This window comes from Kiloniella sp. (assembly GCF_048270245.1).
Taxonomy (GTDB): Bacteria; Pseudomonadota; Alphaproteobacteria; order Kiloniellales; family Kiloniellaceae; genus Kiloniella.
Window position 1 is genome coordinate 61009 of the sequence record NZ_JBLWTH010000007.1, and the last position, 25604, is coordinate 86612.

Sequence of the window (25604 nt, forward strand, 5' to 3'; positions counted from 1 at the left end):
GATGTTATGAAATATACCAAACTAGGTCGTACAGATCTTAAAGTCAGTGAAATTTGCCTGGGAACGATGACCTGGGGGGAACAAAACACACAAGACGAAGCCTTTGAACAGATGGATTATGCGCTGGGTAAAGGGATTAATTTTTTTGATACTGCCGAAATCTATGCCGTGCCACCTAAAGCTGAGACCTATGGCCGTACAGAAGAAATAATCGGGAATTGGTTTCAAGAACGGGGCAATCGGGACAAAGTTGTTCTTGCTTCAAAAGTTGCAGGCCCAAGCGCTGCGCAAACCTATATTCGCGGTGAAATTGCTCGATTTAATCGAAAACACATTGTCGAGGCGCTTGATAATTCACTAAAACGGTTAAAGACGGATTATATCGATCTTTACCAACTTCATTGGCCTGATCGGAACACCAACATATTTGGGCAACTCGGGTTTGAACATCGTGATCAGGAGCAAATTACTCAGCCAGAAGAAACGTTGAGTGTTCTTGATGACCTTGTTAAGGCCGGGAAGATCCGAAATGTTGGATTGTCCAATGAAACGCCTTGGGGAACTATGCAGTTTCTGAAGCTCGCTGAAGAAGGGCGAGGACCGCGTATGGCTTCTATCCAAAATCCCTATAGCCTTTTAAACAGAAGCTTTGAGGTTGGCCTTGCCGAAATTTCTATGCGTGAAGATATTGGCTTGCTTCCCTATGCGCCATTGGGTGCAGGCAGTTTGACAGGCAAATATCTTGCTGGTGCCCGGCCACAAGGTGCGCGCATGACACTTTTCCCTGATAATACCCGTTATATGGGCGAAAGAGGTCAGGCCGCGATTGCTGACTATGTGGATCTTGCGGAGAGATATCACCTTGATCCTGCGCAAATGGCATTGGCGTTTGTCCGTTCGCGTCCCTTTGTTACCGCGCCTATTATCGGGGCCACAAAGATGGCACAATTGAAGGCAAATATTGAATCAGCGGAACTTGATCTTTCAAAAGAGGTTTTAGCGGAAATCGAAGAACTTGGACGAAAACATACGATTCCTTGCCCGTAATGACCCGTAATTGATAGATGGGTTTAGCCATTGGGATAAGAAAAAGTCATTCAGGTTTAAAAAATCGTCTCGGTATAGTGTTTCAAGAATAAGCTATTCTGTTTCAGCCTTTTAGCTTTGTTGTTTGTTTACAGGAGGTACCCATGCGGCTGTTCAGCGCCATTGCTCTTCCCGAAGAAGCAAGATTACGACTTATGGGGCTTTGTAACGGATTACCCGGACAGCGGTGGGTTGCTCCTGAAAACTTTCATATTACTTTACGGTTTTTCGGGGACTTGGACGGTGCACAGGCTCGGGATTTGGACGATGCTTTTAGTCGATTGCATTTCAATCCCTTTCCTGTCCGTTTAAGTGGCGTGGGTTTTTTTGGTAAAGAGAACGGTCCAAGAATGTTGTGGGCAGGGGTTGAGAAAACCCCTGAAATCTCAGATCTCCGCCGTAAGGTAGAATATGCTGCACAATCAACTGGCATAAAGTTAGAGCGAGAGAAATTCACGCCCCATGTGACGCTTTGTCGTTTTAAAAGTAACCCCGGTCCTGCTTTTGGGGCGTATCTACGCGACAATAATCTTTTTTCTCATCCTGAATTTACAGTGGAAAGTTTTGGCCTTTATTCCAGCAAACTTACACCATCGGGGGCGTGCTATTTTCTGGAAGCTGACTATCCAGAACCGTTTTATTCGTGGACCGAGACTCTCGATATATAATGTAGAGGCCACTGATGACGATGATACTCGCCCCAAATAGAACATGTGCTTCGGGAATTTCGTCCCAAAAGGCCCAACCGAAAATAAGCCCCCATATCAGCATGGTATAGTCAAAAGGTGCGACAACAGCTGCCGGGGCGTAGCGATAGGCTTGTCCGGTTAAAAAGTGCGCGGTTGTTGCAACGACTGCCATGCCCATTAGCATAAGAAGGTCTGTGTTGCTTGGCAGAGTCCAGGCAAAGGCTTCCCAAGGTAAGACGAGGGTTGTTGATGCGAGACAAACAGTTGTAACTGTCCCCCAGAAAGTCATACCAGATGAACTGCAATGATGACGGAGTTGTCGGGTCATGATCATCAGCAAGGCATAAAAAAAGGCTGCAATGACCGGGAGTATTGCAACGGGCTGGAAAGTGTCTGTCCCTGGCTGCAATATGATCAGAACGCCGCCAAAGCCAGTGAAGACGACGGCCCAGCGATGAAAGCCCACTTTTTCTTTTAGGAAAATCACCGATAGTAATGTTGTGAACAAGGGGGCGACAAAAGCGATGGCAAAGACTTCCGCCAGCGGCATAAAAGGTAATGCTGCATAAAATGACCCGGCTGCAAAAATAATCAGGGATGATCGTACTAGCAAAAGAAGCGGCCGATCTGACTTAAGGGTAGCAATCCCCCCTGTTTTAGCGACTAGGGTAATAGCAAGTGGCAGGCTGAATAAATTCCGGATAAGTATAATGCTAATGATGCTGTAAGACGCTGTGAGCCATTTGGCTATGCCATCCATAACAGATGTGCAAAAAACCATCAGAATCGCCAAAATGATTCCAAGAATAATTCTATCTTCGTGTTGCTTTTTCGTAGCCCCTGTCGATGTACTCATTTTATTGATCTTTGAGTTGTGTTTTAAAGTGGTTCACAAGGTTGATAACGCCCGTTTCAATGACATCAAGCATGTCTTCGTAATCTTTAGGTCCACCATAATAAGGATCTTGAACTTCTTTGATATCAAAAGGGCTGTAATCCAAAAACATGCTTATTTTGTTTTGGTATTCTGGGGGGCATTTTTCTCGAATGATGTCTCGATGGCCAAAATCCATTGCGAGAATCATGTCGAACTCTTCAAAGTCTTTTGCTGAAAGTTGGCGTGCTCTGAGGTCAGAATAGTCATAGCCTTTCTTTGACGCTAGTTTCAGACCAGTTTGGGTAGGTGCTTCACCTATATGGTAACTGTGTGTACCGACTGAATCTGTCGTAACCATCTCATTCAAGCCCTGTTCCCTTAGCTTGTGCCTTAAGATGCCATCAGCCGCGGGTGAGCGACAAATATTGCCTGTGCAAACGAAGAGAACTTTGTACTTTTTCATTAATGGAATATTCCTGCTAAAGGTCTGCGTTCTGTTATGTGGTCTTAGGCATTGTATGGCTTGTGTGATACAACTTATTCAGAGATTCTTTGGAAAAACGGACTGCGAATTTCCGTTTTAAGGAACACAAAACCGATACGGTGCATTGTGATTACAATTACTAAATCTTATGCGAGATCGTCTGTCCAGCACAGATTGTATACAATTTGATGTGGCGAGAAAAAAATAGGAAAAATTTGGTTCAACCAATTTGACTGAATTACAAAGAAGTCACTTAATGCGTATAGATTTTAGATAAGACACTTCATGCGCGTATCTTGTAAAAGTGCTAAATTTTTGAATTTTATAAATATTAAACCATCTTTGATGGTAGATATTGAATAGTTTCAGTCGTTTTTAAAATGTTATTTGCAATCTGTTTCTCAATTTTAAGTTGAAGTATGGAGGCCAAGTTTTGATAATTTTCTATAGTTTTCATTCGGTTAATTTGTTTCCATAGCGTTGACAAAAGTTCTGATTACGGCAACGCTATGGTAGCGGCGCGAAAAAAATCACCTGAGAACCGAAACTGGTTTTCCAAAAAGCGGCGCATCTAATACAGGGAGTCCAAAGTGAAGATAAAGAATTTATTGAAAGGTCTGGCGTTTGCCACGGCTGTTTCTGTTTCTGCATTATCGGCGACTGCTACTTATGCTGGAACACCAGATAACGTACTCGTAATTGCCAATCGTATTGATGACATTACATCACTTGATCCGCACGATTTGTTTGAATTTGCCGGGTCTGATTATTCCAATAATGTTTACGACAAGCTTGTAACCTTTGATCCTGCAGATCTATCCAAAGGATATCAGCCTGGTTTGGCCGAAAGCTGGACGATCAGTGAAGATGGCAAAACCTTTACGTTTAAAATTGCCAAAGGTCGTAAGTTCCATTCGGGTAATGATATTACAGCGCACGATGCAGAATATTCTCTTCGTCGTGCTGTCGTTATGAAAAAGACACCGTCTTTTATCCTGACACAGTTCGGTTTTAACGCTGATAATGTTGATGCAACAATCAAAGCGACAGATGATAATACGCTTGTTGTGACAACTGACAAAAAATATGCCCCTTCTTTTGTGTTGAACTGTTTTGCCGCAGTGGTTTCATCTATTGTTGATTCAAAACTGGTTCAGTCTCACGAAGTTGACGGTGACTGGGGTAATAAATGGTTGCAAACTAATTCAGCAGGATCAGGTGCCTATTCTTTGGTTAACTGGAAGCCTAACCAGTCATATAACCTGAAAGTTAATGCTGATTACTGGGCAGCAAAGCCAACAATGAAGAAGATTATCGTTCGTCATATTCCAGAATCATCAACACAGCGGTTGCTTTTGGAAAAAGGTGATATTGACGTTGCGCGTAATCTAAATCCGACTGATGTCGAAGGTATTTCTGATAATTCAGATTTGGCAGTAGATAATGATCTGCGTGGTCGGATCATGTATATTTCCATGAACCAGAAGGATCCTATTCTTTCCAAACCAAAAGTACGTGAAGCGCTGCGTTATCTGATCGACTATGATGGAATGGTGAATTCCTTCCTAAAAGGTCAATACGTTGTTCATCAAGCTTTCTTGCCTTTGACCTATATGGGTGAGCTGAAAGACAAGCCATTTAAACTGGATGTAGCAAAAGGCAAGGAGCTACTTGCCGAAGCTGGTCACGCAGATGGTTTTGATGTTGAAATCATTGTACGGAATGCGCAAGAACGTATTCAGATTGCTCAATCTGTTCAGAATACCTTCAAACAAGCTGGTATAAACGTTAGTCTGACCCAGGGTACTGGTAAACAGATTTTGGGTAAATATCGTGCACGTGACTTCCAGATTTATGTTGGGGCATGGGGACCAGATTATCCGGATCCACATACAAATGCGGATACATTTGCATCAAACCCGGACAACAATGGAACGCACGCTGGTAAATTGGCTTGGCGTAATTCATGGGATATCCCGGAAATGACCGCCTTAACCATCGCCGCGGCTCAGGAAACAGATAGTGTGAAACGTGCTCAGATGTATGTTGATATGCAAAAAGAGCATCAGATGAATTCACCGTTTGTTGAAATGTTCCAGAAGAACGAACAAACTGGCCGTCGTACCAATGTTCAAGGATTCTATACTGGTTCTGCGGTTTCTCAGGTCGTTTATTGGACTGTTACAAAGTAGTATCTGATGAGTGATGCTGTTGATACAGCGACGCCGAAGCGGCGCGGGTCTTCCGTGCCGCTTCTAAAGCGTCTTAAGAGTTTGATCACAGTGCTTTTTACTGTGCTGCTCACCTTAGTTGGCCTTTTGTTTGTTACTTTTATTATTGGTCGTGTCATGCCCGTCGATCCCGTTTTGGCGATCGTAGGCGAACGTGCGTCGCAAGAAATTTATGATGCGGCTTACAAGTCCCTTGGTTTAGACAAGCCCCTGATGGTTCAGTTTGGGATCTTTTTACAACAGATCGCAGTGGGTGATTTTGGTACTTCCAACCTAACTGCAAGGCCTGTATCCGAAGACATTTTACGTGTTTTTCCTGCTACCCTTGAATTGGCAACAGTTGGCACAATTTTTGGCGTGTTGTTTGGTGTGCCAATGGGGGTTATGGCTGCGGTGCACGAAGGAAAGTGGCAGGACCAAGTTGTTCGTTTTGTCGGCCTTTTTGGCTATTCCATGCCCATTTTCTGGATTGGTCTTGTCGGGCTTATTGTTTTCTATGGCGTGTTGGACTGGGTCGGTGGCCCTGGGCGGCTGGATGTTTATTACGAAGATATCATTCCTGTCGTAACCGGATTAATTTTGATCGATAGTCTTATCGAGGGCGATATTGATATTTTCTGGAATGCCTTCTCGCATATCATTCTTCCGGCTTCTATCCTTGGGTATTATTCCCTGGCGTATATAAGCCGTATGACCAGATCCTTTATGCTTGAGCAGCTTTCGCAAGAATATATTACAACGGCCCGAGTCAAAGGCCTTTCAGAGCGAACTGTTATTTGGCGCCATGCATTGGGTAATGTCATGATCCCCTTGATAACTGTGATCGCTCTTTCCTATGCAAACCTTCTAGAAGGCTCTGTTTTGACAGAGATTATCTTTGCTTGGCCTGGATTAGGCTCATATCTGACAACAGCTCTGCTTTCAGCCGATATGAATGCTGTTATCGGCGGGACAGTTGTCGTTGGTTTGATTTTTGTCGGCCTCAATCTTTTGTCTGATTTCCTATATAAAGTTGTTGATCCGAGGGCACGTTAGAATGAGTACAGATACAACATCGTACGATCAGGGATTGAAGGGCTGGTTGAACAGCGAGTCCCCTGAATCACGATTTCATGCCCAAATGGTACAGCTATATGCAGGGTGGCAGTCCCTTGTTGCCAACCGTCTTGCGTTTTTGGGCTTTATGATCATTGTTTTGCTAATCTTGGTGGCAATTTTTGCGCCGTTATTGGCAACCCATGATCCTTCTATTCAAAATTTAAAATCTACACTGCTGCCGCCATTTACAGATGGACATATTCTGGGGACGGATGATTCTGGGCGCGATATCTGGAGCCGTATAATATACGGATCACGGATAACATTGTTTATTGTCGCATTGGTTGCCTTTACAGCGCCTGTTTTTGGGCTGTTGGTTGGAACTGTAGCCGGCTATCTCGGCGGTTGGGTTGATACGGTCTTGATGCGTATCACTGATATCTTCCTTGCGTTTCCCCGACTTGTTCTGGCACTTGCATTTGTATCTGCTTTGGGTGCGGGGATCGAAAATGCAATTCTTGCCATTTCTTTGACGGCTTGGCCACCTTATGCCCGTATTGCGCGGGCAGAAACGCTGACCATTCGAAACAGTGACTATATTGCTGCCATTCAGCTTCAGGGGGCAGGTCGATTACGGATCATTCTGGGACATATCTGGCCTATGTGCATGTCTTCGTTGATTGTACGGGTGACGTTGGATATGGCGGGCATTATTCTGACAGCTGCTGGACTTGGTTTTCTCGGTCTTGGCGCACAACCGCCTAGTCCGGAATGGGGAGCGATGATTTCTTCTGGACGACAGTTCATTCATGACCATTGGTGGATTGCGACGATGCCTGGGTTGGCGATCTTTATTGTCTCTCTTGGGTTCAACCTGCTTGGTGATGGCTTGCGTGATATCCTCGATCCGAAGAAGGCACAGTCATGAGTAAACCACTTTTAGAAGTAGAAGATCTCTGGGTGCGTTTTGCGTCTAAAAAACGTGTTGTAGAGGCCGTTCGGGGCATTTCCTTCTCTGTTGGTCGAGAACGCGTAGGGATTGTTGGTGAATCCGGATCCGGTAAATCTATGACTGGTCGGTCGATTTTGCGGTTGATCCGCCATCCGGGTGAGGTTGAAGCAAAGAAAATCCATTTTGATGGACAGGATTTACAAGCCCTAAGCGAAAAGGAAATGCGTGATGTCAGAGGACATAAGATTTCTCTGGTTATGCAGGATCCTAAATTTTCCCTGAACCCGGTGATGAAAGTTGGTGATCAGATATCCGAGGCTTATCGCGTTCATACAAATGCATCAAAGACCGAGGCCAAGGAAAGGTCTATTGCGATGCTGAATGCGGTGCAAATTCGTAATGCTGAGCGGGTTTATGATAGCTATCCGCATGAGGTTTCTGGCGGCATGGGACAACGTATCATGATTGCCATGATGTTGATTCCAGAACCTGATCTATTAATTGCGGATGAGCCGACATCAGCTTTGGACGTAACCGTTCAACGCCGTGTTTTGCAGATCATGGATAAGTTGGTGCAAGAACGAGGTATGGGCTTGATTTTTATTAGCCATGATTTGAACCTTGTCGCATCCTTTTGTGATCGTGTGATTATTATGTACGGTGGCCGGATTGTTGAAACCTGTCGCGCGGATGAACTTCAAAATGCGAAACATCCTTATACGCGGGGCTTGCTTAATGCCTTGCCGGATATTCACAAGCCCAAAGATCAGCTATCGGTTCTTGAACGTGACCCGAAATGGATAGAGGACCCTAGTGTCGATGCCTTCCTCTGATAATACAAAGTTGAACCAAGCCCCGGTTGCTTTAGATATTCAAAATTTGAATGTTTATTTTGGCGAAGGGCATGAAAGGTTTCGTGCGGTAAAAGATGTTTCTATCTCTGTTGAAGCAGGGGGGTCATTTGGTCTCGTAGGGGAATCCGGATCAGGTAAATCCACGGTCCTTCGCGCGGTAAGCGGCTTGGTACCAAGCTGGGACGGTACTGTTGCCGTTAATGGCGAACCAATCAGCAAAAAACGAGAGATGTCCTATTGCCGGACGATTCAAATGGTCTTTCAAGACCCTTATGCGTCTTTGCATCCCCGGCACAGTATAGACCGTACATTGTCGGAACCGCTGCGACTTCACAAGTTTGATAATATTGATGACCGGGTGAATCAGGCTTTGGTTGATGTTGGTTTGGGGGCCTCGTTCAGATTCCGCTATCCCCATCAGTTATCTGGTGGTCAGCGACAGCGTGTGGCAATTGCGCGGGCCTTGATGTTGGAGCCAGACATTCTGTTGTTGGACGAACCGACATCTGCTCTGGATGTTTCTGTGCAGGCTGAAATTCTCAATTTGCTTTCGGATATTCGTAAAAAGCGTCAATTGACCTATATTCTGGTAACCCATGATCTCGCAGTTGTTGCCCATATGTGTGATGAAATTGCGGTTATGAGCCACGGTGAAATCGTTGAGATTATGGATGTCGAAACGATGCGTGAATCAAAACCTGAACACGAATATACCCGTGAGTTACTAGAAGCCAGTGAAGGTTATCAACCAGAAGCCTGAAATTTTATATTATTGTATTTGTATGTAGCAGGATTGATTAATGTCAGCTTTACCTATTCCCGTATTTGATGGGCATAATGATACTTTACTTCGCCATGTCATGAACGAAGGAACAGCGAAAGAAGTATCTTTTTTCTCTGAAAATGAGCGCGGGCATATTGACCTGCCAAAGGCACGAAAAGGTGGCTTGCAAGGTGGCCTTTTTGCGATGTTTGTTCCTTCTAAATATGATGATACATCCGGTGTGCCGTTTGATCCTGAAGATCCTGCTAACTTTGCTCCTGTTGACCAGCCCGGAGCTCTTAACTTTACCAATCGAATGTTTTCGATGGCACGACGTTGGGTAAGGGAGAGTGATGGCCAGGTCGTTATTGCGAAGTCGGTTGCCGAGGCCCGTAAAGCGATGTCTGTGGGCAAGCTTGCGATGATCATGCATATCGAAGGGGCCGAGGCAATTGATAAAGATCTATATGCTCTGGAAGTCCTTTATGCCGCAGGTCTTCGTTCTATTGGTCCGGTCTGGAGCCGCAAAAATATTTTTGCGGACGGAGTTCCTATGGCTTTTCCCAGTTCGCCTGATACGGGTACTGGTTTGACCGATGTGGGGCGCGAGTTGGTTGCGAACTGTAACCAAATGGGCGTTATGATTGATCTGTCTCACATCACGGAAAAAGGTTTCTGGGATGTTGCTAATTTATCAACCAAGCCTTTGGTCGCGTCCCATTCCAATGCACATTCTTTATGCCCTTCTGCACGAAATTTAACGGATAAACAGTTGGATGCTGTTAAAGAAAGTAAAGGACTTGTGGGCATCAATTACCATGTTGCTTTCCTACGTGACGATGGTGCTCATGATGTGAACACATCCATCGATGTTTTGGTCCGGCATGCAGCCTATCTTGTTGATAAGTTGGGTGAAGATGGTGTTGCTCTTGGGTCTGATTTTGACGGGTGCTTGGTGCCAGATGCAATAAAGGATGCAACAGGTCTGCCTAAGTTACTGGACGGACTGAAGAAATCTGGCTTTGGTGATAAATTAATCAACAAAATTGCCCATGAAAATTGGTTGTCCGTACTCGAACGTACTGGAATTTAGGATTTCTGTCGGTAACTTTTTTAACGAAGAGGGGATCGTATGAACTGGATAGGTCTTGATCATGTCCAATTAGCTATTCCTGTCGATAGTGAAGATTTATGTCGAAATTTTTATGGAGCAATTCTGGGCTGGACTGAAGTCCCTAAACCCGAAAGCTTAGCGGGTAGAGGAGGTGTCTGGTTTTGTACAGATTCTTTTCAAATTCATTTCGGCATAGAACAAGATTTTCAACCTGCGAAAAAGGCTCATCCTGCCTTTCTTTTAAAAGATCTTGATCTTCTGGCGGACAAGTTGGCTATTAATAATGTTGCCGTACAATGGGATGATAAATTGGAAGGTTATAAAAGGTTTTTCGTGAATGATACCTTTGGTAACCGCCTTGAGTTTATGCAAAAGACGGGTGCGTGATTAAGAGCTCTTTTGAGTAAGAAAAGGATGCTTGAATGTTTGGCATCTAGGTTTTCCATTCCAAAGTGCTCGAAGATTTTCAATGATACCTTTTCAAGAAGACAATCACATTGATTTGATGTCTGTTACTTCTCGTTAGTTTATAGTGGGGGATGTCGTACGCCCTGTTATTATGGAGAATGCAGCTTGATGGATAATGCTTTGGACAAACTATTAGGGGACGTGCGTGCCTGTACGCACTGTGCCAAGGATCTTCCTTTGGGGCCCCGCCCTGTTGTGCAAATTTCTCTAAGAGCTAAAATTCTTATAATTGGACAGGCCCCTGGTACCAGGGTTCACGAAACAGGTATTCCTTGGAATGATCCCTCGGGTGATCGTTTGCGAGAGTGGTTGCGGATTGAGAAAGAGCTTTTTTATGACCCAGAAAAAATAGCAATTATGCCGATGGGATTTTGTTATCCGGGACGATTAGATAAAGGGGGCGATGCGCCACCACGACCGGAATGCGCCCCTTTGTGGCATGATAAATTGCTTGGCGTATTACCAAATTTGAACATTACATTATTGGTAGGCCAATACGCCCAAAAATATTATCTGGGCAAGGGAAAGAAAAAAACACTGACGGAAACAGTAAAAGCATGGAAGGAATATCAACCGGATTATTTTGTTACCCCACACCCGAGTTGGCGTTCAGCCATGTGGCTCAAAAAAAATACATGGTTTGAAGATGATGTGCTGCCTGTATTGCGTAACCGCGTGCAAGAACTTGTTTAGTTGGGTTCTATGTCGATGCTGAGCCTTAAGAAAGACTTACCGTACGGCTTTCCATTTTGTCCATATCGTCTTCTGACATGCCAAAATAGTGACCGATCTCGTGGATCAATACATGGCGGACAACCTGATTAAGGTCTTCACCGTTTTCACACCAAAAATCAAGAATAGGGCGACGGAAAAGGAAAACAGTATCTTTTTCTTCGTTCAGCTCTCTACTTTGTTGAGTCATAGAACGGCGGTCGACACCTTGATATAGCCCCAAAATTTCGAAAGGGGTTTCACAATCCATAGCTTCCATCATGTATTCTGATGGGAAATCCTGAACTTCTATTCTAAGTTGGCTGGCGACATCTCTGAGCTCATCAGGCATATGCGCATAGGCTTCACGCGCCAGAGATTCAATATCACTGATCTCTGGGGGAGTCGTAAAACGTTCTATGTTATGAAGTTGGCCCATTTTCTCAATCCAGTTAACCGAGGACGGCAATAGGCATAGATTCAAAGGCGCTGTCAATCTTAAAGTCCTACCCGTAGACCGTAGGGAAAATCAAACACCTTTTTTCATAATCACCGTTCATCTATCAAATTATTCTATGCTATTGTTAAAAAAAGAACAAATTTCAGTAAAACAGGATTTTCATTATGCCGGAACGTAATATTCCCACGAAGCTATCTGATAGCGAAAGAGCAAGTCTTCTTCCGGAACTAGAAGGGTGGGCTCAGGAAAGTGACCGGGATGCTATTCGCAAGATTTTTACCTTTAAAACCTTTAATCAAGCTTGGGGCTTTATGAACCGTGTGGCTCTTGTTGCTGAAAAGATGGGGCATCACCCTGAATGGTTTAATGTTTATAACAAGGTCGATATTGTCCTGACCACACATGATTGTAATGGCCTATCAGCTTTGGATGTTGAATTGGCGAAAAAAATGAACCTTTTTGCTTCTAAAGTCTAAATCGGCATGAGGGTGAGGACTTGTAATCTACGCCTTGCTCTCTCATCTTCGATATATGAGATTTATACAGCTTCGAAAACCAGATCCTGAAGATTCTGAGCCCGCTTTGCTGGCCGCGGATGAAAAGGTTGTTAAAAAAGGCTTTTTAAGGAAGCTTAAAAGAGTCGCTTTAAAAATAACCTTCTCAGAGAAGCTTTTGGCAGCGTATTTCTGTGCGACTGATCGAAAGACACCGCTGAAAGCCAAAGCGATTTTAATGGCAGCCTTGGCCTATTTTGTTGTGCCCGCTGATTTAATTCCTGATTTTATTATCGCATTTGGTTTTACGGATGATATTTCGGTTCTTATCGCTGCAATCAATTCTGTGAAGTCTCATATAACCACAGAGCATGAAGAGAAAGCGCAAGTCTGGCTTGATGTGAACGATTAAGAAGCGGGTAATTGACATTTTAAAGCAAGTTTCTTTTTAATCTTAGGTATTTTCTAATTTTTTTTGCATACTATGGTATTGCATTCTGAGAATTCTCAGGGAAAGTAGCTATGTTTAAATGGATATATTTTTGTTGGTTCTTTTCCTTTTTTGCGATCGGGAACGTTAACGCGACCGAGTTCTATACAGAAGATTTCCCCCCATACAATTATTTGGAAAAAGGTGAACTAAAGGGGATTGGCCCAAATATCATCCGAGAGTTGTCATCAGAGGTTGGGGAGGAGCCCAAGATAAGGGTTTTACCTTGGGCTCGTGCTTATAAATATGCACAAGAAATGCCGGATGTCGGTATTTTTTCTATTGTGAGAACGCCAAAAAGAGAAGACGTTTTTCAATGGGTTGGGCCACTTTATACCGTTCGTGTTGGTCTCTATACAATACAAGGGAATAAACACTTTTATCAGGGAAGTAATAAAGAAAACTTAGAGCAGGCTCGAAAGGTTGGTAATATCGCTGTTCAGTTAGGTGGCGCAGGTGAAGAATTGCTGACAACGTTAAAGTTTCAGAACCTAAATAAAATTATAAACGTCAATAAAGCTTTATTTTTATTGCTAAAAGGACGGTATGATTTGTTGGAAACATCTGACACTTACATGGCTTATATGGCTAAAGAGGAAGATGTTTCCGAAGATACGGTCAGCGAGGCAGCTTTCATCGGGCAATATGATATGTATCTGGCTTTCTCCAAAAGTACCTCGATTGCGACGGTTCAAAAGTGGCAGGCTGCGTTGGATCGTCTTCGTAAGCGACAATCAGTGGAAAATCCAAGTTAAGGCAACCTTACGTATATTTAAAAGTTATAGCGTGCCTTGGGGTGAATTACTTGCAGGTTTGACCGTATTACGACTTGATAGCGCTGCGTCAGCTTTTTTGCGAATACTTGCTTCTCGCTGTGCAATATAGATTGCCGAGATTGCGATTACGCCACCACCAATCCAGGTCCATATATCCGGAATTTCTCCAAAGGCAAGAAAGGCCATAAGTGCCATAAAGGGGAGGCGGGCATAATCAAAGGGCATTACGGCAGACGCATCAGCAATTGAAAGTGCTTTTGTGATTAACAAGTTACTTAGGGCGCCAATGACACCAAGTCCAATAACAGCATACCAAACATTGGTACTTGGCCACTCCCAGACAAAGATTGCTGGTAAGAGAGATAAGAGGGTCATAAAAATCGTTGTATAAAAGACAGTAACGCTTGAAGAGTCTGTTTTGGTGAGCGTTTTGACGATCATCACCGACCCTGCCATTAATAAGGCTGCTAAAACGGGTAGAAGTAATAAGGGGCTGAAGTCTCCGTACCCAGGGCGTACAATAATAAGCACACCCACAAACCCCATAATTGTTGCGCCCCAACGGCGAAGCTTAACATCTTCTTTTAAAATAAGTGCTGCCCCGATTGTTGCAAAAAGGGGGACGGTGAAGTTCAAAGCTACGGCCTGTGCCATCGGCAGCCAGCTTACAGAGGCAAACCAGACAATCATTGCAGATATGCCCACAGCAGAACGTAAAAAATGTAATTTGAGATGCTTTGTTTTGAGTTCTTTGAAGCCAATTTTATGCATCCAGGGGAGCATAAAAACAAACGCAAAAAAATTACGGAAAAAAGTCACTTCGAATAGAGGTAGCTCTTCTGCGGCAATACGAACAAGTAGGTTCATAATTGAAAAGCCGAAAGTCGCAAGGACAACCAAAAGGGCTCCTTGTAAAGGAGCCGGAATGTTTTTGAAATGGGACATAAAAATAGACGCCTTGGGGGCTGGAGAGGACTTGAAGCCTACTGTACCCAAAAGGGATTGTCATGTTTTAAGTGAATAAATTCAATTATCTTCATACCTGAGAAGCAGATGGTTCAAGTCATTGAAGACCATATAAAACTCTTTAAACTGTTGTAAGAACTTGTCCCATTCCAATCGTGCATCCAGCTCTTTCAGCTCGGTATAAATCTCGGACAGATTTTTCTTACCATCACATCTTTTTGCTATCGCAGCAGACAGTCGCGGTAAAGTAAGGTTAAGCGGAATGCCATCAAGGTTGCTTTTAAGCGTGGTCGATTTTTTTAGGCTTTCAGCAATGGCATTGGGCTGCATCTCGCGAAAAACTGGGATTGCCCTTTCTGCTTGCGATAGATCAGCAATCGTATTTTTTTGGCGAGATAGATAGAAGACATGCAGTTTCATATTACTGGCAAGTTTTTCAGCTACAGCAGCCTGTTCTAAAGGGGTCAATGCATGTGCATGCTGAAGAAGTTTTGCGTCTTTTACATAGGTATCAATTTTGTAGCGAATTGGTTCGACAAACGCGGTTAGTTCTAATCCGGATGAGGCGACGAGGTCGGAAATTTGTGAAACGGTGTAGGCTCTGTCACAGCTATGTAAAAGGAGGTCGACAAGCTCTGCATCACTCGCTTTGTGATCAATGACAAAGGGGTTGCGGTTAAAGCTGTTCGTTGGGGGCAGTTTTTCCAAAAGACGTCGGGTCAGTTTTACCTTTTCGGCTAGACTTGAACAATCTCCACTCAGGTTGCGCAGAAGGTCTTGCATAGGGTAAACGCCTTCACGCCCATATTCCCCATAAACCATTATGCCCATACCACCATTTTCCTTGAGAACAGAGGTCAGAGCTCGCAATCCCTGTTCCGGGGAGGAGAGATGGTGAAGGACGCCACAGCAATCTATGTAGTCAAAAGGCTCTAAAGTAAGGTTTGGTAAATCGAGCAATGATCCGCTCAGGAACGTTATATTATTTAGGCCACGTTCCTTTGCTCTTGCTTCTACGATGTCCCGTGATGCTGACGAAAGATCAAGATAGGTAACTTGTCCTGGTTGACCTTGTCCATCGTCGGATGCATCAGCCAGCTGCTGGGCAAGCATAATAGTAGCGTCACCCGTGCCGCCACCCGCAACCAATGCTCTGAAGGGGTTGGAGAAGTTTCTCTTACCAGCAAAAAGATAGTGATTAAGTTCAGCGAGATTACTCGGGGAACCTGTGATTAAGCGTTTATGTTCATCCGCCGGATTTCTGGACGGATAGGGATAGGCTTCATATTGATCTTGAACTTCTGGCTGAACGGTCATCTTGGTCAAGCCGATTCCTCTGGCAGATTTATAATGGGCAGCTGTATCTGTATTTCATTAGAAGAAGCCCCTTCTCTTATAGGCAATAGCTTAAGAGAAGAGGTCTTGTTTTTTAGAAGCGAACGTTTTGCGCGGCTCTAACTTGACCAACCTGTATTCCAGCACGGTTAAACAAAGGAGGCTCCAGTACGTCTTTCATTTCTTGGGCTAGGGGGCCATCAATAATCTTTAGATGCTTTAAAATCATACCGATAACTGTCTCGGCAGAGCGTGTAACCCCATCATCTGCTTTAAGAGCGATACCTAATCCGAGTTCCGGAATTATACCTGTGTAAACACCTTCGGCTCCCGTTTTAATCAAGGCACGACCTTTGGTTGCCTCAACAATTTTTGTACAGAACCTATCCGACCCCGCAATCATGAAGGGCTCTGCTGCAATGGCTTTGTTAATTCGTTGGCAAGCTTCCTGACGTGCTTCTGGTTGATCGGAAGGGTCGGCAAAGCGCGCCATGGCCAGAGCGATGTTCGCAAGGGGCGCCCCAATAACCGGAATGCCACAACCATCGATGCCGCGAGGGGCATCACCTAGATCCATGCCGCACATGGTTTCCATTGCGCCAAGGATGCGTTGTTGCAAAGGATGGTCGTATTTTACATAGCCTTTGAGGTCGAAGCCCAATTGTTTGCAGACAGTTAGGAAGCCAACATGTTTGCCGGAACAGTTATTGTGCAACGTTGTTTCTGTACCACCATTTCTCAAAAGATCAACCATTGAAGGGACATGGTAGGGAAGGTGAGATCCGCATTCCAGATCGTCTTCGGTACAGCCAATTTTGTTCAACCACTTTTTAACGGTTTCAACGTGTTCTGGCTGGCCGTCATGGCTGGCACAGGCAATAGATATTTCTGCATCGGTTAGATTGAACGCATCTGCGGCACCACTTTCAATAAGGGGGAGAGCCTGCATGCATTTTATGGCTGAGCGGCCATAGGTGACTTTTTCATAATCACCACCAGATAAAACAACTTTTCCATCCGTATCCACAACGGCATAAGATGCACGATGAATACTTTCGACCATATTTCCCCGGGTCACTTCGACCATAATCGGGTTATTTTGACCCTCATTTGAGGATGAGCTGTTGTTTTTTGTTAAATCGGACACTAGAAAACTCTTATGTTAAGAACACGAGGCTCAATTCAGAACTACTCTGAACCGAGGGGCTCAACCACCCACTTATTTTACGCAGGCATTATAGGCGCAAAATAATGAAGATTAACAGGCTTAAGAAGGACCTGAATTAAGACTATGGCAGAGAGAACCATGAGAGGATTTTTTGGCATGGGGGTCGAGGGCGGTAGCAAACCCATGAATTTGGGGAATTTGCTTCGGTCAGCGCATAGCTTTGGAGCAAGTTTCTTTTTTACAGTTGCACCGCATTACGATGCAAAACAGGTCAAACAATCTGATACATCGGATGCCGCAAAGACTTTGCCGCTTTATAACTTTGACAGTGTCGAGGAGATGGTACTGCCAAAGGGTGTTCAATTGGTTGGGGTTGAGCTTACAGACGAATCAATTGAGCTTCCAAGTTTTCGTCACCCAACACAGGCGGCTTATGTTTTAGGTCCCGAAAAAGGATCTTTGTCCCCTGAAATGCAAGAACGCTGTGACTTTATTGTGAAAATTCCAATGAAGTTTTGTGTGAATGTTGGCGTAGCAGGTGCAATCGTGCTTTATGACAGATTGATTTCTATGGGTAGGTTCCCGGGACGGCCTGTTAATTCAAGGGCTGCGGCGGTTCCTCTACCCAAACATGTTCAGGGTCGTCAGATCATTCGAACAAAAAAAGATTAACAGGCTGGACGAAATTAAAAGACCTGCCTTAGAATTACCTATTTTGTGGCTTAATGCTTGAGATTAAGAATTTATCGCGCAGAATATTATACAGCGCAGAGTATTAGAGTAACTGGATATTTAGAATAAACTGGGAAAATAATGAGTAAGCTATTGTCAATGAAATCCGCCATTCCTATGGCTCTTATGGTATCCGTTTCCTTTGGTCTGTCTGCTTTTACTGCGACACCAAGTTCTGCCCAGGGAATTAAAGCTATCGGACAGCACAAGGATTGGACTTCTTACAGCTATACAGAAAATGGTCATAAAGTTTGTTTTATGAACTCGGTTCCGAAGAAAGCTGAAGGGAATTACAAAAAACGTGGCGATATTTATCTGGTTGTATCCCACAGAGCAGCTGAAAAGCGCTGGGATGAAATTTCTATCCAGGCTGGTTATAGCTATCGCCCGGATTCTCAAGTAACTCTCAGTGTGGGTAAAAGCAGCTATAAATTCTTTACCGCTGGGGACAGTGCTTGGGCTTATAATCAAGAAGATGATCAGAAGGCTATCAAGGCGATGATCAAAGGGTCCAGTCTTATTGTACGTGGCGTTTCTGGCCGTGGTACAAAAACCAAAGATACTTACTCTTTAAGTGGGTTTTCAGCGGCTTATCGCGCGATTAATCAGGCGTGTGGTAAAAAATAATATCCTTGATACTCTGCAAGTGGCTGTTTTGATCGGGATAGAACAGTTACTTATAGATTGATAAATTTATAGAAAGCTGTCGCCGTCATTGGGGGCAATGACGGCATTTTAACCCGCAGCAAGCGGCTGTTATGCAGTTACTGCAGAGCGAATCCGCTTGAACCCGGAAGTGACTCGCTTTATTTAAGCCTCAATCGCAGATAAAATATCTGCCATAAGGATTGATGAGCTATGACCACAGCACCGAAAATCACTGAAAATACGGTAGAGACGACCCAAGAAGTTGAAAATACTGCCAAAGCGCAAGTTCAGAGTGCGCAGGCAAGTAATGCAGGTTCTCGAGGGCACGCGAAAGCCTTTGCTCCTCCGTCGTCACATGCTGCGGATGGTCGGAAGATATTGGTGGGGTTGTCCCGCGAAGAATTAGAGGCTGAAGTTCTCAGCCTTGGTGAAGCGAAGTTTCGTGCTAAACAACTGTGGCAATGGATTTATAATCGCGGCGCTGCGTCCTTTGAAGACATGACGTCTTTGGGCAAACCCTTTCGAGAAAAGCTGGAAGCCGGATATGTTGTGGGGCGCCCGGAAATTGTTGAAGACCTAATCTCGGTTGATGGGACGCGCAAATGGCTCCTTCGTTTTCCCGATGGAAATGAAGTCGAGACGGTCTTTATTCCTGAGGATGATCGCGGCACGCTCTGTGTTTCATCGCAGGTTGGCTGTACTTTGACCTGTAAGTTCTGTCACACAGGCACGCAGCCGCTGGTTCGTAATCTATCCCCCAATGAAATTGTCTCCCAAATCATTCATGCCAGAGATGCCATGGAAGAATGGCCAAGCTCTGCGCCCGGACGGCGGGTGACAAACATTGTGATGATGGGAATGGGGGAACCACTTTATAACTATGAAAATGTAAAAGCGGCTTTGAAGATCGTTATGGATGGAGAAGGGCTGACCATCTCAAGACGACGCATTACACTTTCAACATCTGGCGTTGTACCTGAAATTCGACGTTGTGGTGTTGATTTAGGTGTAAATCTTGCTGTTTCTCTTCATGCGGTTGACGACGAGACCAGAAGCAAGATTATGCCAATCAATAACAAGTATCCCCTAAAAGAGCTGTTGGATGCTTGTCGTGAATATCCGGGTGTCAGTAATTCCCGTCGCATTACTTTTGAGTATGTTATGCTCAAGGATGTGAACGATTCTATGGAAGATGCAAAGAAACTGCTTCAAATTCTAAAGGGTATTCCGGCAAAAATTAATTTGATTCCTTTTAACCCTTGGCCAGGATCGTTTTTTGAGTGTTCTTCAAACAATCAGATCCGCCGTTTTTCGAATTATCTTTTTGAAAAGGGTGTGTCAGCGCCGATCCGTACAACACGAGGCGAAGACATTCTTGCCGCCTGTGGTCAGTTGAAATCTGAATCGGAAAGAAAGCGTAAAACCAAGAAACCCTGTGCCGCAGAATAATAGAACAAAAGAAAGCCTGGGATTTACGGACCTTCTTTTGCGTTATTAGGATCATTGGGACAAGACGTTACCTTTGCTTTTGCATGATCATATTAAAGCCAAGTGGTGGCTTCGCTTCTTGATGCTCTAGATCCATACAGAAATTTGAAATATCCCGATCAATTTCCCGAATATATTTCAAATTCATACCCAGATTGATCCCCGCCATGAGGATGTCATCCATCTTATGTTGGAAGCTATAGCTTGGGCTTGCTTCGTATTCAACATGTCCGAAATAATCCAAACCGTCAGTATCTTTCCAAGGATCTTTCTTGAAGTATGAATAAAGAGGTCTTGATACGCCCTGATCATCCGCTTCATACATCAGTAATACAGGATGCATTTCTTCGACGACATAGTGTCCACCGGGCTTAATCAGGCTGTGAATGACCTTAAAAAAGGCAGAGATATCAGGCATCCAGCTCATCACGCCGACGGTGGTTAAAACGACATCAAACTGTTCCTTATACTGGTCTGGAATGTCGTAGACATCACTGACGAGCAATTCCATTTTGTCTTGATAGTGTGCTGTTGTGATCAGTTCATTTCCCTGTTCGATAAAGGCCGAGGCTGCGTCGACACCTAGGCCATAACTTGCGCCCATCTTCATAACAGACAGCAAATCTTTTGCATTGTTACAGCAAATTTGAGCGACCCGTTTTCCCTGAATATCTATACGCTTTAAAGTTTCTGTGAGCTCGGGTTCCAAAGCATTGAAATCTGTATGCGTGACGTCTTGTAACAGCTTTTGCTGATTTCTCTTTTCGTGCCGCGGTGCAGCTTCGTTCCAGGAAATACGATTAGCTTCGGTATAATATTTACGATTTTGCATTGATTTTGTGCTTTATTCTTTGGGTGCTATTTAAAATATTTGTGGTGATAATGCAGCCACATCCTGACAAGTCGCAAGAACTAAACAGTTTAACAATCCGGAAGCGGTGTGAGCACACGCTTTGCTTCTGAAACCAATGCTTTTGTCAGGCCCTTCATCATGTCGGTGTGTAAATTCCAGATGTGCCAATAAAGAGGGGCCGGGATTTTATGATCGGGATCTATCGAAACTAAATCACCGCTATCAATGTAAGGTTGCCCCTGTTGATTGGGAATAAGGCCATAGGCAAATCCTTTGACTAGCGCATCAACAAAACCATCGCAGGCTGGAATAAGGTGATGAGGGAAGTCCGTGATGCCGAATTTATTTTCCAAATAGCGGTGCTGTAAGGGATCTTTGCGATTAAAAACAGCGACGGGAGTGTTGGATGCGTTGTCCTTGGTAAGGCCTCGTGGCGCATAGTGCTTTACAAAATCAGGAGAGGCCAAAGGCTGATAAATCATCTGGCCCAGAGGGATGCAGCGGCATCCCTGAACAGCAAGAGGACTGCCACTAATACAGCCAAGTACTTCGCCAGTTCGTAAAAGGTGATGGGTTTGTTCCTGATCATCAACTTTGAGCTCCAACAGTATTTTATTTTCTTCAGCAAAGCTTTTAACTGCCCCGAAGAACCATGTACCGATAGAGTCCGCATTCAAACCGATCGTGAGGCTGGTGAAATCTTCACTATTCTGGTTTTTGAGCTCTGTATCCAGTTCGTTTTCCAGCAGGCTGACTTGTTTATAGTGTTTGAGCAGGCGTTGACCAGAGACCGTTGCGGTAAGCGGGGTACCGCGAACAACGAGTGTTTGTCCCAGACTGTCTTCGAGTTGTCGTAAACGTTGAGAAACGGCAGATTGGGTTATAAATAATTTTTTTGCAGCTTTCTCAAAACTACCTTCTTCGAGAATGGCATTGAGTGCAGCAAGTTGTCGATAATCAAACATAATTAGCTCTGCTAATATTTATCTTATTTCATTAGGTCGACTGTAGAGAGGTTTTAGCTGACTGAAAAGGTGTACTGAAAAATGACAAAGTTCAGATAAGTGCTGCCAAAAGTGGAATAGTTGGTAGTAGAAGGAGGATTTATTGATCATAGTGTGCTTCTTCTATCTTGTTTTCTTTGCTCCACGACTGATCCAAAGGGGTTGTTATGTCAGATTTAAAGCTGATTATTGCTAATAAAAACTATTCATCCTGGTCCTTACGCCCTTGGATTGCCTTAAAGGTGAAAGGAATTGAATTTGAAGAGGTTTTTTCTCAATTTGATGAATCGACGGGGCACAAACATTTTGCGGCTTTTTCACCGACAAAAAAGGTACCGGTTCTTATAGACGGTGAGCTGACAGTATGGGAATCTCTGGCGATACTTGAATACCTAGCAGAGAAATTTCCAGATGCAGGTTTGTGGCCTGCTGATCAAGCTGATCGAGCGAAAGCCCGGTGTATTTCAAATGAAATGCATGGGGGATTTATGTCTTTAAGAGCTGAGTGTCCCATGAACATGCGCCGTAAGGACGAAGCGATGAATGTTTCTGATGGTGTTCATAAAGATGTCCGACGTATCGTTGATATCTGGCGCGATTGTTTGGAAAAGTCCGGGGGGCCTTTTCTGTTTGGGGAATTTTGTAACGCTGATGCAATGTTTGCCCCGGTTGTGAACCGTATTGCTAAGTATCAGTTGAGCGATGATCCCGTCGTTAAGCACTATTCTTCAGCGATGACAGATCTATCCGCCTGGCAGGAATGGGAACAAGCAGGAAAGGCTGAACCTTGGATCGTGCAGGAAGATGAAGCTTAATTAGTAATTCTTATGTAACATAAAAATTATTAGCATTACTTGTTTCTTGTGATTGAATAAATTGAAGCCGCTGAGGATGGAACTCAGTGGCTTCAATTGGTTTTATAGGAATGGGATAATGTTCGGGATTGCTGTACCCTTTTTAAAAGGCATGGGAATTGGTGCCGGGTTGATTATCGCGATTGGGGCACAGAATGCGTTTGTTCTTACTCAAGGGCTTCGCCGAAATAATCAATATCTTATTGCGGGGCTCTGCAGCCTTATTGATGCGCTACTAATCACCATTGGCGTGGCTGGTATGGGGGTGTTGATCACATCAAACCCCTTGCTTCTTGATTTAGCTGTTTGGGGTGGTGCTCTTTTTCTTTTTGTATATGGCTTGAAAGCATTCAGGTCAGCTTTAAACCCTGTTGTGCTGATGGCAGAACAGGGCACAGGTTCGGACACTCTTATCAAGGCCGTACTAACAACATTGGCCATTAGTTTGCTTAATCCGCATATCTATTTGGATACAGTGGTTTTATTGGGCTCCATTGGCGGGCAATACCCTGCAGAGACCAGAATATGGTTTGGGCTGGGGGCTGTTGTTGCTTCTTTTGTTTGGTTCTTTTCGCTCAGCTTAGGGGCGCAGTGGCTGGCTCCTTTATTCAAGCGTCCGATAGCATGGCGTATACTGGACAGTTTTATTGGCATCGTCATGTGGACTATTGCTATATCTCTGGTGATGCAAGCTGTGTCATAAGACACGAAAAAGCCCCGAGCACTAACGTACCCGGGGCTTGGTTTTGTCTTGATATTACTGTCCGCGAACTGATTTTAGGAATTGGTCCACATTTTCAGTGAGTAGTGAACTTTCCTCATCAATTTTCTGGACACCGTTTATGACCTGCTCCATAGATTGGTTTGTTTTGCTTAAGGCTGTGGAAACTTCTTGCACACGTTCAGCAATGACCGAGCAATTGTTTGCGGACTGGTTGACTGTCTGACTTATTTCTCGGGTTGCGCCACCTTGTTCTTCTACTGCCGTTGAGATGCCGCCAGCGATTTCATTGATTTCTTTGATGACGTTATCAATTTGTTCTGCCGCACCGCCGGCACTACTTATCTCGTTTTGAATGTTGCCAATGAGAGAACGAATATCTTCCGTGGCTGATGTAGTCTGATTTGAGAGGTTCTTGACCTCGGCAGCAACAACGGCAAATCCTTTGCCTGCTTCGCCAGCGCGAGCAGCCTCAATGGTCGCGTTGAGAGCAAGAAGATTGGTTTGTTCTGCAATGCCACTGATCATACTGATGACATTTTCGATCTCTTGCGAGCCTTCATTGAGGCGAGAAATATTACCGTTCATTGTGGCGGCACGTTCGACGGCACTGTGTGAGCAGTCCGTTGATTTATTTACGAGATTTGAAATCTCTGAAATTGAGGCCGAAAGTTCTTCTGTTGCGGCGGCAACAGTGGAAATGTCATTGGACATAGCTTCACTTGCACCACTGATTTCCTGGGCTTCTTTTTGTGACCCCGCGGCCAAGTTCTGCATTTCTTTGGCTTGATCCCGCATTACGGTGACATTACTAGAGAGAATACTGATAGAAGAACCAACAGAAGCATCGAAATCATTAGCGAGCTTCTCTGCGTTGAGGCGTTTTTCTTCCTCTAAACGCACTTGGCTAAGCTCTTGCTCTTGTTTCAAAGCTTCTGCTTCTCTTGAAACGTTACGAAGTTCGGCCAGAGCAAAACCCATTTTACTGATTTCATCATTTCCGTTTCGCATGATGCTGATCGTCAGATCGCCATTGGCAATTTGTTCCATAGATTGAACAAGGCCCATCAACCGTCTCAGCAAAGAACGCGCAACATAAAGCCATCCGATCAAAATTGATACAAGCAGGGAAGCTGCGGCGATCACAATCATAATGATTTCAGTTCGTTTGGATGATGCTTTGTTTTCTTTTGCGGTGACAGCAATCCCAGCTTCCGTATTATTGACCAATTCGCTGATTTGTCCCGAGAGATTCTCTGCGATTTTTCTTGTTTCTTCCATAATCGCGTTGCTCTTGTTTTGCGCTGTTAATTCAGCTCTGCGAAGCGCGAAGATGTTATTCTGAAGATCCCCTTTACTACCAAGAGTTAAGAGATTTTTGAAAAGTTCTGAGAGTTTCTCCACCTTTTGGGTTTGGGATAGCTTCGAAAGCGGTGTTGCCATTGATCCCAAAGATGTCAGGAATAACTGTTCAATTTTTTCAATATCTTCCAGTGTATTCGTCTGTCCACCCTCTGCAAGAAGGCCAATAAGAAGGTTGGTCGATCCTTTGAAGTCCAACAGGCCTTGTTGTAATTGGAAAAGTTGGAGTGGTTCTCCTTCTCCGTCAATGACGGCAAGTCTTACTTTGATAAGGTGAGGCGAAATTTCCTTGGCAACGAGATCTCTGTAAGATGAAAGTTGTTTGCCCAGTTCTTCTCTGCGAACGGCATAGGTTTGTTTTTCATTCCCCAATTCGCGAAGTTCGTCAATCTTTGGTCCAATATCCCCCAGACTTGTTTGGATATTGTTGACTGTTTCCTGGCTCACATTTAGTTCGCCTAAACTCGAAAGATGCCCCTGAGCAGATAAAATAGAGCTTTGTAATTCTAGAAATCTCTGATCCCTTAGTGCTGTGTCTGATGCAGATTCTAAAAGGGGTGCGGTTGCAGCCAGTCTTGATATTTCTTCAGATAACTTCAGTGCAGAGGTTATGGCTGGAACAGTTTCTTCTGTCAGTGCGACCTGTGTTTGGGAAAGCTTGGTTAGGTTGTACCAGCTAATGAAACTCACCAAAATTGTCATGGTGGCAACAATACCAAAAGAAAGAATCAGGCGCTTACCAATACCGAATTTTATTTGCGGTGCTTCTTCCGAAAGCTGGGTTGTTTCAGGCGCTTCCAGCGGATTATGATTATTTACATCGTCATTTGTTGCGATGGTATTGGTTTCACCTGTATTAGGCATGTCGCCAACTTTATCTTCCCTTACGCCCTCTTCATGGGAATTATTAGTATTTGGGACGTTCATACCTCTTGCTCCTTAACCGCACAATTACTGCTCTATTTAATTTTGACCAGAAGCTTAAA

27 protein-coding genes are annotated in these 25604 nt (G+C 44.2%); 18 read left to right on the forward strand and 9 right to left on the reverse strand.

Translation table 11 applies throughout. The annotated features are described in order from the left end of the window. Positions 1-6: 6 nt before the first annotated feature. Positions 7-1047, forward strand: a complete 1041-nt coding sequence (locus tag ACN0W5_RS15490) for an NADP(H)-dependent aldo-keto reductase (RefSeq protein ID WP_417454992.1) — start codon at positions 7-9, stop codon at positions 1045-1047. A gap of 143 nt (positions 1048-1190) precedes the next feature. Next, the gene (gene thpR, locus ACN0W5_RS15495; protein WP_417454993.1) at positions 1191-1754 is read left to right on the forward strand and encodes an RNA 2',3'-cyclic phosphodiesterase; all 564 of its coding nucleotides are present in this window, start codon (positions 1191-1193) and stop codon (positions 1752-1754) included. On the opposite strand, the gene ACN0W5_RS15500 is transcribed toward thpR, so the two are convergent. Both ACN0W5_RS15500 and ACN0W5_RS15505 read right to left on the reverse strand, forming a co-directional pair. Then, positions 1672-2631 carry a DMT family transporter gene (locus ACN0W5_RS15500; RefSeq protein WP_417454994.1) on the reverse strand — a complete coding sequence of 320 codons (960 nt, stop codon included), beginning with the start codon at positions 2629-2631 and terminating at the stop codon, positions 1672-1674. The genes thpR and ACN0W5_RS15500 overlap by 83 nt on opposite strands. Position 2632: 1 nt before the next feature. Further along, positions 2633-3115, reverse strand: coding sequence for a low molecular weight protein-tyrosine-phosphatase (locus ACN0W5_RS15505; protein ID WP_417454995.1), 483 nt, complete (start codon positions 3113-3115; stop codon positions 2633-2635). A 611-nt stretch (positions 3116-3726) separates the two neighbouring features. On the opposite strand from ACN0W5_RS15505, the gene ACN0W5_RS15510 reads away from it, so the two are divergent. The 8 genes from ACN0W5_RS15510 to ACN0W5_RS15545 all read left to right on the forward strand — a co-directional run bounded on the left by ACN0W5_RS15510 (position 3727) and on the right by ACN0W5_RS15545 (position 11249). Further along, positions 3727-5328: an ABC transporter substrate-binding protein gene (locus ACN0W5_RS15510; protein WP_417454996.1), complete on the forward strand. Its 1602-nt coding sequence runs from the start codon at positions 3727-3729 to the stop codon at positions 5326-5328. A gap of 6 nt (positions 5329-5334) precedes the next feature. After that, complete coding sequence (locus ACN0W5_RS15515) at positions 5335-6402, forward strand: ABC transporter permease (protein ID WP_417454997.1); 1068 nt, start codon at positions 5335-5337, stop codon at positions 6400-6402. Between the two features lies 1 nt (position 6403). Then, entirely contained in the window at positions 6404-7333 is a 930-nt protein-coding gene (locus ACN0W5_RS15520; RefSeq protein ID WP_417430609.1) for an ABC transporter permease, read from the forward strand. After that, on the forward strand, positions 7330-8190 hold the full coding sequence (locus ACN0W5_RS15525; protein ID WP_299375812.1) for an ABC transporter ATP-binding protein: 861 nt from the start codon (positions 7330-7332) through the stop codon (positions 8188-8190). Before ACN0W5_RS15520 ends, ACN0W5_RS15525 begins: the two co-directional genes overlap by 4 nt. Then, positions 8177-8971 (forward strand): ABC transporter ATP-binding protein, encoded by a 795-nt coding sequence (locus ACN0W5_RS15530; protein WP_417454998.1) that lies wholly within the window; start codon positions 8177-8179, stop codon positions 8969-8971. The genes ACN0W5_RS15525 and ACN0W5_RS15530 overlap by 14 nt, the downstream gene beginning before the upstream one ends. A gap of 40 nt (positions 8972-9011) precedes the next feature. Then, positions 9012-10067 carry a dipeptidase gene (locus ACN0W5_RS15535; protein WP_417454999.1) on the forward strand — a complete coding sequence of 352 codons (1056 nt, stop codon included), beginning with the start codon at positions 9012-9014 and terminating at the stop codon, positions 10065-10067. Between the two features lie 39 nt (positions 10068-10106). Further along, a complete protein-coding gene (locus ACN0W5_RS15540) occupies positions 10107-10475 on the forward strand; it encodes a glyoxalase (protein ID WP_299375817.1) in 369 nt (122 codons plus the stop codon). A 189-nt stretch (positions 10476-10664) separates the two neighbouring features. Continuing rightward, positions 10665-11249: a uracil-DNA glycosylase family protein gene (locus ACN0W5_RS15545; RefSeq protein ID WP_417455000.1), complete on the forward strand. Its 585-nt coding sequence runs from the start codon at positions 10665-10667 to the stop codon at positions 11247-11249. A gap of 25 nt (positions 11250-11274) precedes the next feature. Here ACN0W5_RS15545 and ACN0W5_RS15550 read toward each other — a convergent pair whose 3' ends face one another. After that, entirely contained in the window at positions 11275-11706 is a 432-nt protein-coding gene (locus ACN0W5_RS15550; protein WP_047763928.1) for a metallopeptidase family protein, read from the reverse strand. A 185-nt stretch (positions 11707-11891) separates the two neighbouring features. Here ACN0W5_RS15550 and ACN0W5_RS15555 point away from each other — a divergent pair, with 185 nt between their 5' ends. The 3 genes from ACN0W5_RS15555 to ACN0W5_RS15565 all read left to right on the forward strand — a co-directional run bounded on the left by ACN0W5_RS15555 (position 11892) and on the right by ACN0W5_RS15565 (position 13466). Next, on the forward strand, positions 11892-12203 hold the full coding sequence (locus ACN0W5_RS15555) for a 4a-hydroxytetrahydrobiopterin dehydratase (protein WP_417455001.1): 312 nt from the start codon (positions 11892-11894) through the stop codon (positions 12201-12203). Between the two features lie 55 nt (positions 12204-12258). Next, entirely contained in the window at positions 12259-12633 is a 375-nt protein-coding gene (locus tag ACN0W5_RS15560; protein ID WP_417455002.1) for a YkvA family protein, read from the forward strand. A 110-nt stretch (positions 12634-12743) separates the two neighbouring features. Further along, positions 12744-13466, forward strand: a complete 723-nt coding sequence (locus ACN0W5_RS15565; RefSeq protein WP_417455003.1) for a substrate-binding periplasmic protein — start codon at positions 12744-12746, stop codon at positions 13464-13466. Positions 13467-13490: 24 nt separating this feature from the next. On the opposite strand, the gene ACN0W5_RS15570 is transcribed toward ACN0W5_RS15565, so the two are convergent. The 3 genes from ACN0W5_RS15570 to ACN0W5_RS15580 all read right to left on the reverse strand — a co-directional run bounded on the left by ACN0W5_RS15570 (position 13491) and on the right by ACN0W5_RS15580 (position 16935). Then, a complete protein-coding gene (locus ACN0W5_RS15570; protein ID WP_417455004.1) occupies positions 13491-14432 on the reverse strand; it encodes a DMT family transporter in 942 nt (313 codons plus the stop codon). An 81-nt stretch (positions 14433-14513) separates the two neighbouring features. Continuing rightward, the gene (locus tag ACN0W5_RS15575; RefSeq protein ID WP_417455092.1) at positions 14514-15770 is read right to left on the reverse strand and encodes a class I SAM-dependent methyltransferase; all 1257 of its coding nucleotides are present in this window, start codon (positions 15768-15770) and stop codon (positions 14514-14516) included. A gap of 112 nt (positions 15771-15882) precedes the next feature. Then, on the reverse strand, positions 15883-16935 hold the full coding sequence (locus ACN0W5_RS15580; protein ID WP_417455005.1) for an asparaginase: 1053 nt from the start codon (positions 16933-16935) through the stop codon (positions 15883-15885). A 159-nt stretch (positions 16936-17094) separates the two neighbouring features. On the opposite strand from ACN0W5_RS15580, the gene ACN0W5_RS15585 reads away from it, so the two are divergent. From ACN0W5_RS15585 to rlmN, 3 genes are all read left to right on the forward strand, one after another. Beyond that, the gene (locus tag ACN0W5_RS15585) at positions 17095-17628 is read left to right on the forward strand and encodes an RNA methyltransferase (RefSeq protein WP_299375839.1); all 534 of its coding nucleotides are present in this window, start codon (positions 17095-17097) and stop codon (positions 17626-17628) included. 141 nt (positions 17629-17769) lie between these two features. Continuing rightward, positions 17770-18315 carry an invasion associated locus B family protein gene (locus ACN0W5_RS15590; RefSeq protein WP_417455006.1) on the forward strand — a complete coding sequence of 182 codons (546 nt, stop codon included), beginning with the start codon at positions 17770-17772 and terminating at the stop codon, positions 18313-18315. 231 nt (positions 18316-18546) lie between these two features. Continuing rightward, on the forward strand, positions 18547-19785 hold the full coding sequence (gene rlmN, locus ACN0W5_RS15595; RefSeq protein WP_417455007.1) for a 23S rRNA (adenine(2503)-C(2))-methyltransferase RlmN: 1239 nt from the start codon (positions 18547-18549) through the stop codon (positions 19783-19785). A gap of 67 nt (positions 19786-19852) precedes the next feature. On the opposite strand, the gene ACN0W5_RS15600 is transcribed toward rlmN, so the two are convergent. Both ACN0W5_RS15600 and ACN0W5_RS15605 read right to left on the reverse strand, forming a co-directional pair. Further along, positions 19853-20656, reverse strand: coding sequence for a class I SAM-dependent methyltransferase (locus ACN0W5_RS15600; protein ID WP_417455008.1), 804 nt, complete (start codon positions 20654-20656; stop codon positions 19853-19855). A gap of 89 nt (positions 20657-20745) precedes the next feature. Further along, positions 20746-21642 carry a LysR family transcriptional regulator ArgP gene (locus tag ACN0W5_RS15605; RefSeq protein WP_417455009.1) on the reverse strand — a complete coding sequence of 299 codons (897 nt, stop codon included), beginning with the start codon at positions 21640-21642 and terminating at the stop codon, positions 20746-20748. Between the two features lie 206 nt (positions 21643-21848). Between ACN0W5_RS15605 and ACN0W5_RS15610 the strand changes: the two genes are divergently transcribed. Continuing rightward, the gene (locus ACN0W5_RS15610) at positions 21849-22496 is read left to right on the forward strand and encodes a glutathione S-transferase family protein (protein WP_417455010.1); all 648 of its coding nucleotides are present in this window, start codon (positions 21849-21851) and stop codon (positions 22494-22496) included. A 118-nt stretch (positions 22497-22614) separates the two neighbouring features. After that, positions 22615-23238 (forward strand): LysE/ArgO family amino acid transporter, encoded by a 624-nt coding sequence (locus tag ACN0W5_RS15615; protein WP_417455011.1) that lies wholly within the window; start codon positions 22615-22617, stop codon positions 23236-23238. A 54-nt stretch (positions 23239-23292) separates the two neighbouring features. Here the strand turns inward: ACN0W5_RS15615 and ACN0W5_RS15620 are convergent, their stop codons facing one another. Then, positions 23293-25545, reverse strand: a complete 2253-nt coding sequence (locus tag ACN0W5_RS15620; protein WP_417455012.1) for a methyl-accepting chemotaxis protein — start codon at positions 25543-25545, stop codon at positions 23293-23295. Positions 25546-25604: the final 59 nt, after the last annotated feature.

Coding starts and splice junctions, on each gene's coding strand:
- thpR (WP_417454993.1), top strand. CDS start 1,191: ATGCGGCTGTTCAGCGCCATTGCTCTTCCCGAAGAAGCAAGATTACGA.
- rlmN (WP_417455007.1), top strand. CDS start 18,547: ATGACCACAGCACCGAAAATCACTGAAAATACGGTAGAGACGACCCAA.
- ACN0W5_RS15560 (WP_417455002.1), top strand. CDS start 12,259: ATGAGATTTATACAGCTTCGAAAACCAGATCCTGAAGATTCTGAGCCC.
- ACN0W5_RS15540 (WP_299375817.1), top strand. CDS start 10,107: ATGAACTGGATAGGTCTTGATCATGTCCAATTAGCTATTCCTGTCGAT.
- ACN0W5_RS15610 (WP_417455010.1), top strand. CDS start 21,849: ATGTCAGATTTAAAGCTGATTATTGCTAATAAAAACTATTCATCCTGG.
- ACN0W5_RS15490 (WP_417454992.1), top strand. CDS start 7: ATGAAATATACCAAACTAGGTCGTACAGATCTTAAAGTCAGTGAAATT.
- ACN0W5_RS15575 (WP_417455092.1), bottom strand. CDS start 15,770: ATGACCGTTCAGCCAGAAGTTCAAGATCAATATGAAGCCTATCCCTAT.
- ACN0W5_RS15530 (WP_417454998.1), top strand. CDS start 8,177: ATGCCTTCCTCTGATAATACAAAGTTGAACCAAGCCCCGGTTGCTTTA.
- ACN0W5_RS15520 (WP_417430609.1), top strand. CDS start 6,404: ATGAGTACAGATACAACATCGTACGATCAGGGATTGAAGGGCTGGTTG.
- ACN0W5_RS15620 (WP_417455012.1), bottom strand. CDS start 25,545: ATGAACGTCCCAAATACTAATAATTCCCATGAAGAGGGCGTAAGGGAA.
- ACN0W5_RS15505 (WP_417454995.1), bottom strand. CDS start 3,115: ATGAAAAAGTACAAAGTTCTCTTCGTTTGCACAGGCAATATTTGTCGC.
- ACN0W5_RS15550 (WP_047763928.1), bottom strand. CDS start 11,706: ATGGGCCAACTTCATAACATAGAACGTTTTACGACTCCCCCAGAGATC.
- ACN0W5_RS15525 (WP_299375812.1), top strand. CDS start 7,330: ATGAGTAAACCACTTTTAGAAGTAGAAGATCTCTGGGTGCGTTTTGCG.
- ACN0W5_RS15590 (WP_417455006.1), top strand. CDS start 17,770: ATGAGTAAGCTATTGTCAATGAAATCCGCCATTCCTATGGCTCTTATG.
- ACN0W5_RS15615 (WP_417455011.1), top strand. CDS start 22,615: ATGTTCGGGATTGCTGTACCCTTTTTAAAAGGCATGGGAATTGGTGCC.
- ACN0W5_RS15565 (WP_417455003.1), top strand. CDS start 12,744: ATGTTTAAATGGATATATTTTTGTTGGTTCTTTTCCTTTTTTGCGATC.
- ACN0W5_RS15535 (WP_417454999.1), top strand. CDS start 9,012: ATGTCAGCTTTACCTATTCCCGTATTTGATGGGCATAATGATACTTTA.
- ACN0W5_RS15570 (WP_417455004.1), bottom strand. CDS start 14,432: ATGTCCCATTTCAAAAACATTCCGGCTCCTTTACAAGGAGCCCTTTTG.
- ACN0W5_RS15605 (WP_417455009.1), bottom strand. CDS start 21,642: ATGTTTGATTATCGACAACTTGCTGCACTCAATGCCATTCTCGAAGAA.
- ACN0W5_RS15515 (WP_417454997.1), top strand. CDS start 5,335: ATGAGTGATGCTGTTGATACAGCGACGCCGAAGCGGCGCGGGTCTTCC.
- ACN0W5_RS15500 (WP_417454994.1), bottom strand. CDS start 2,631: ATGAGTACATCGACAGGGGCTACGAAAAAGCAACACGAAGATAGAATT.
- ACN0W5_RS15555 (WP_417455001.1), top strand. CDS start 11,892: ATGCCGGAACGTAATATTCCCACGAAGCTATCTGATAGCGAAAGAGCA.
- ACN0W5_RS15585 (WP_299375839.1), top strand. CDS start 17,095: ATGAGAGGATTTTTTGGCATGGGGGTCGAGGGCGGTAGCAAACCCATG.
- ACN0W5_RS15600 (WP_417455008.1), bottom strand. CDS start 20,656: ATGCAAAATCGTAAATATTATACCGAAGCTAATCGTATTTCCTGGAAC.
- ACN0W5_RS15545 (WP_417455000.1), top strand. CDS start 10,665: ATGGATAATGCTTTGGACAAACTATTAGGGGACGTGCGTGCCTGTACG.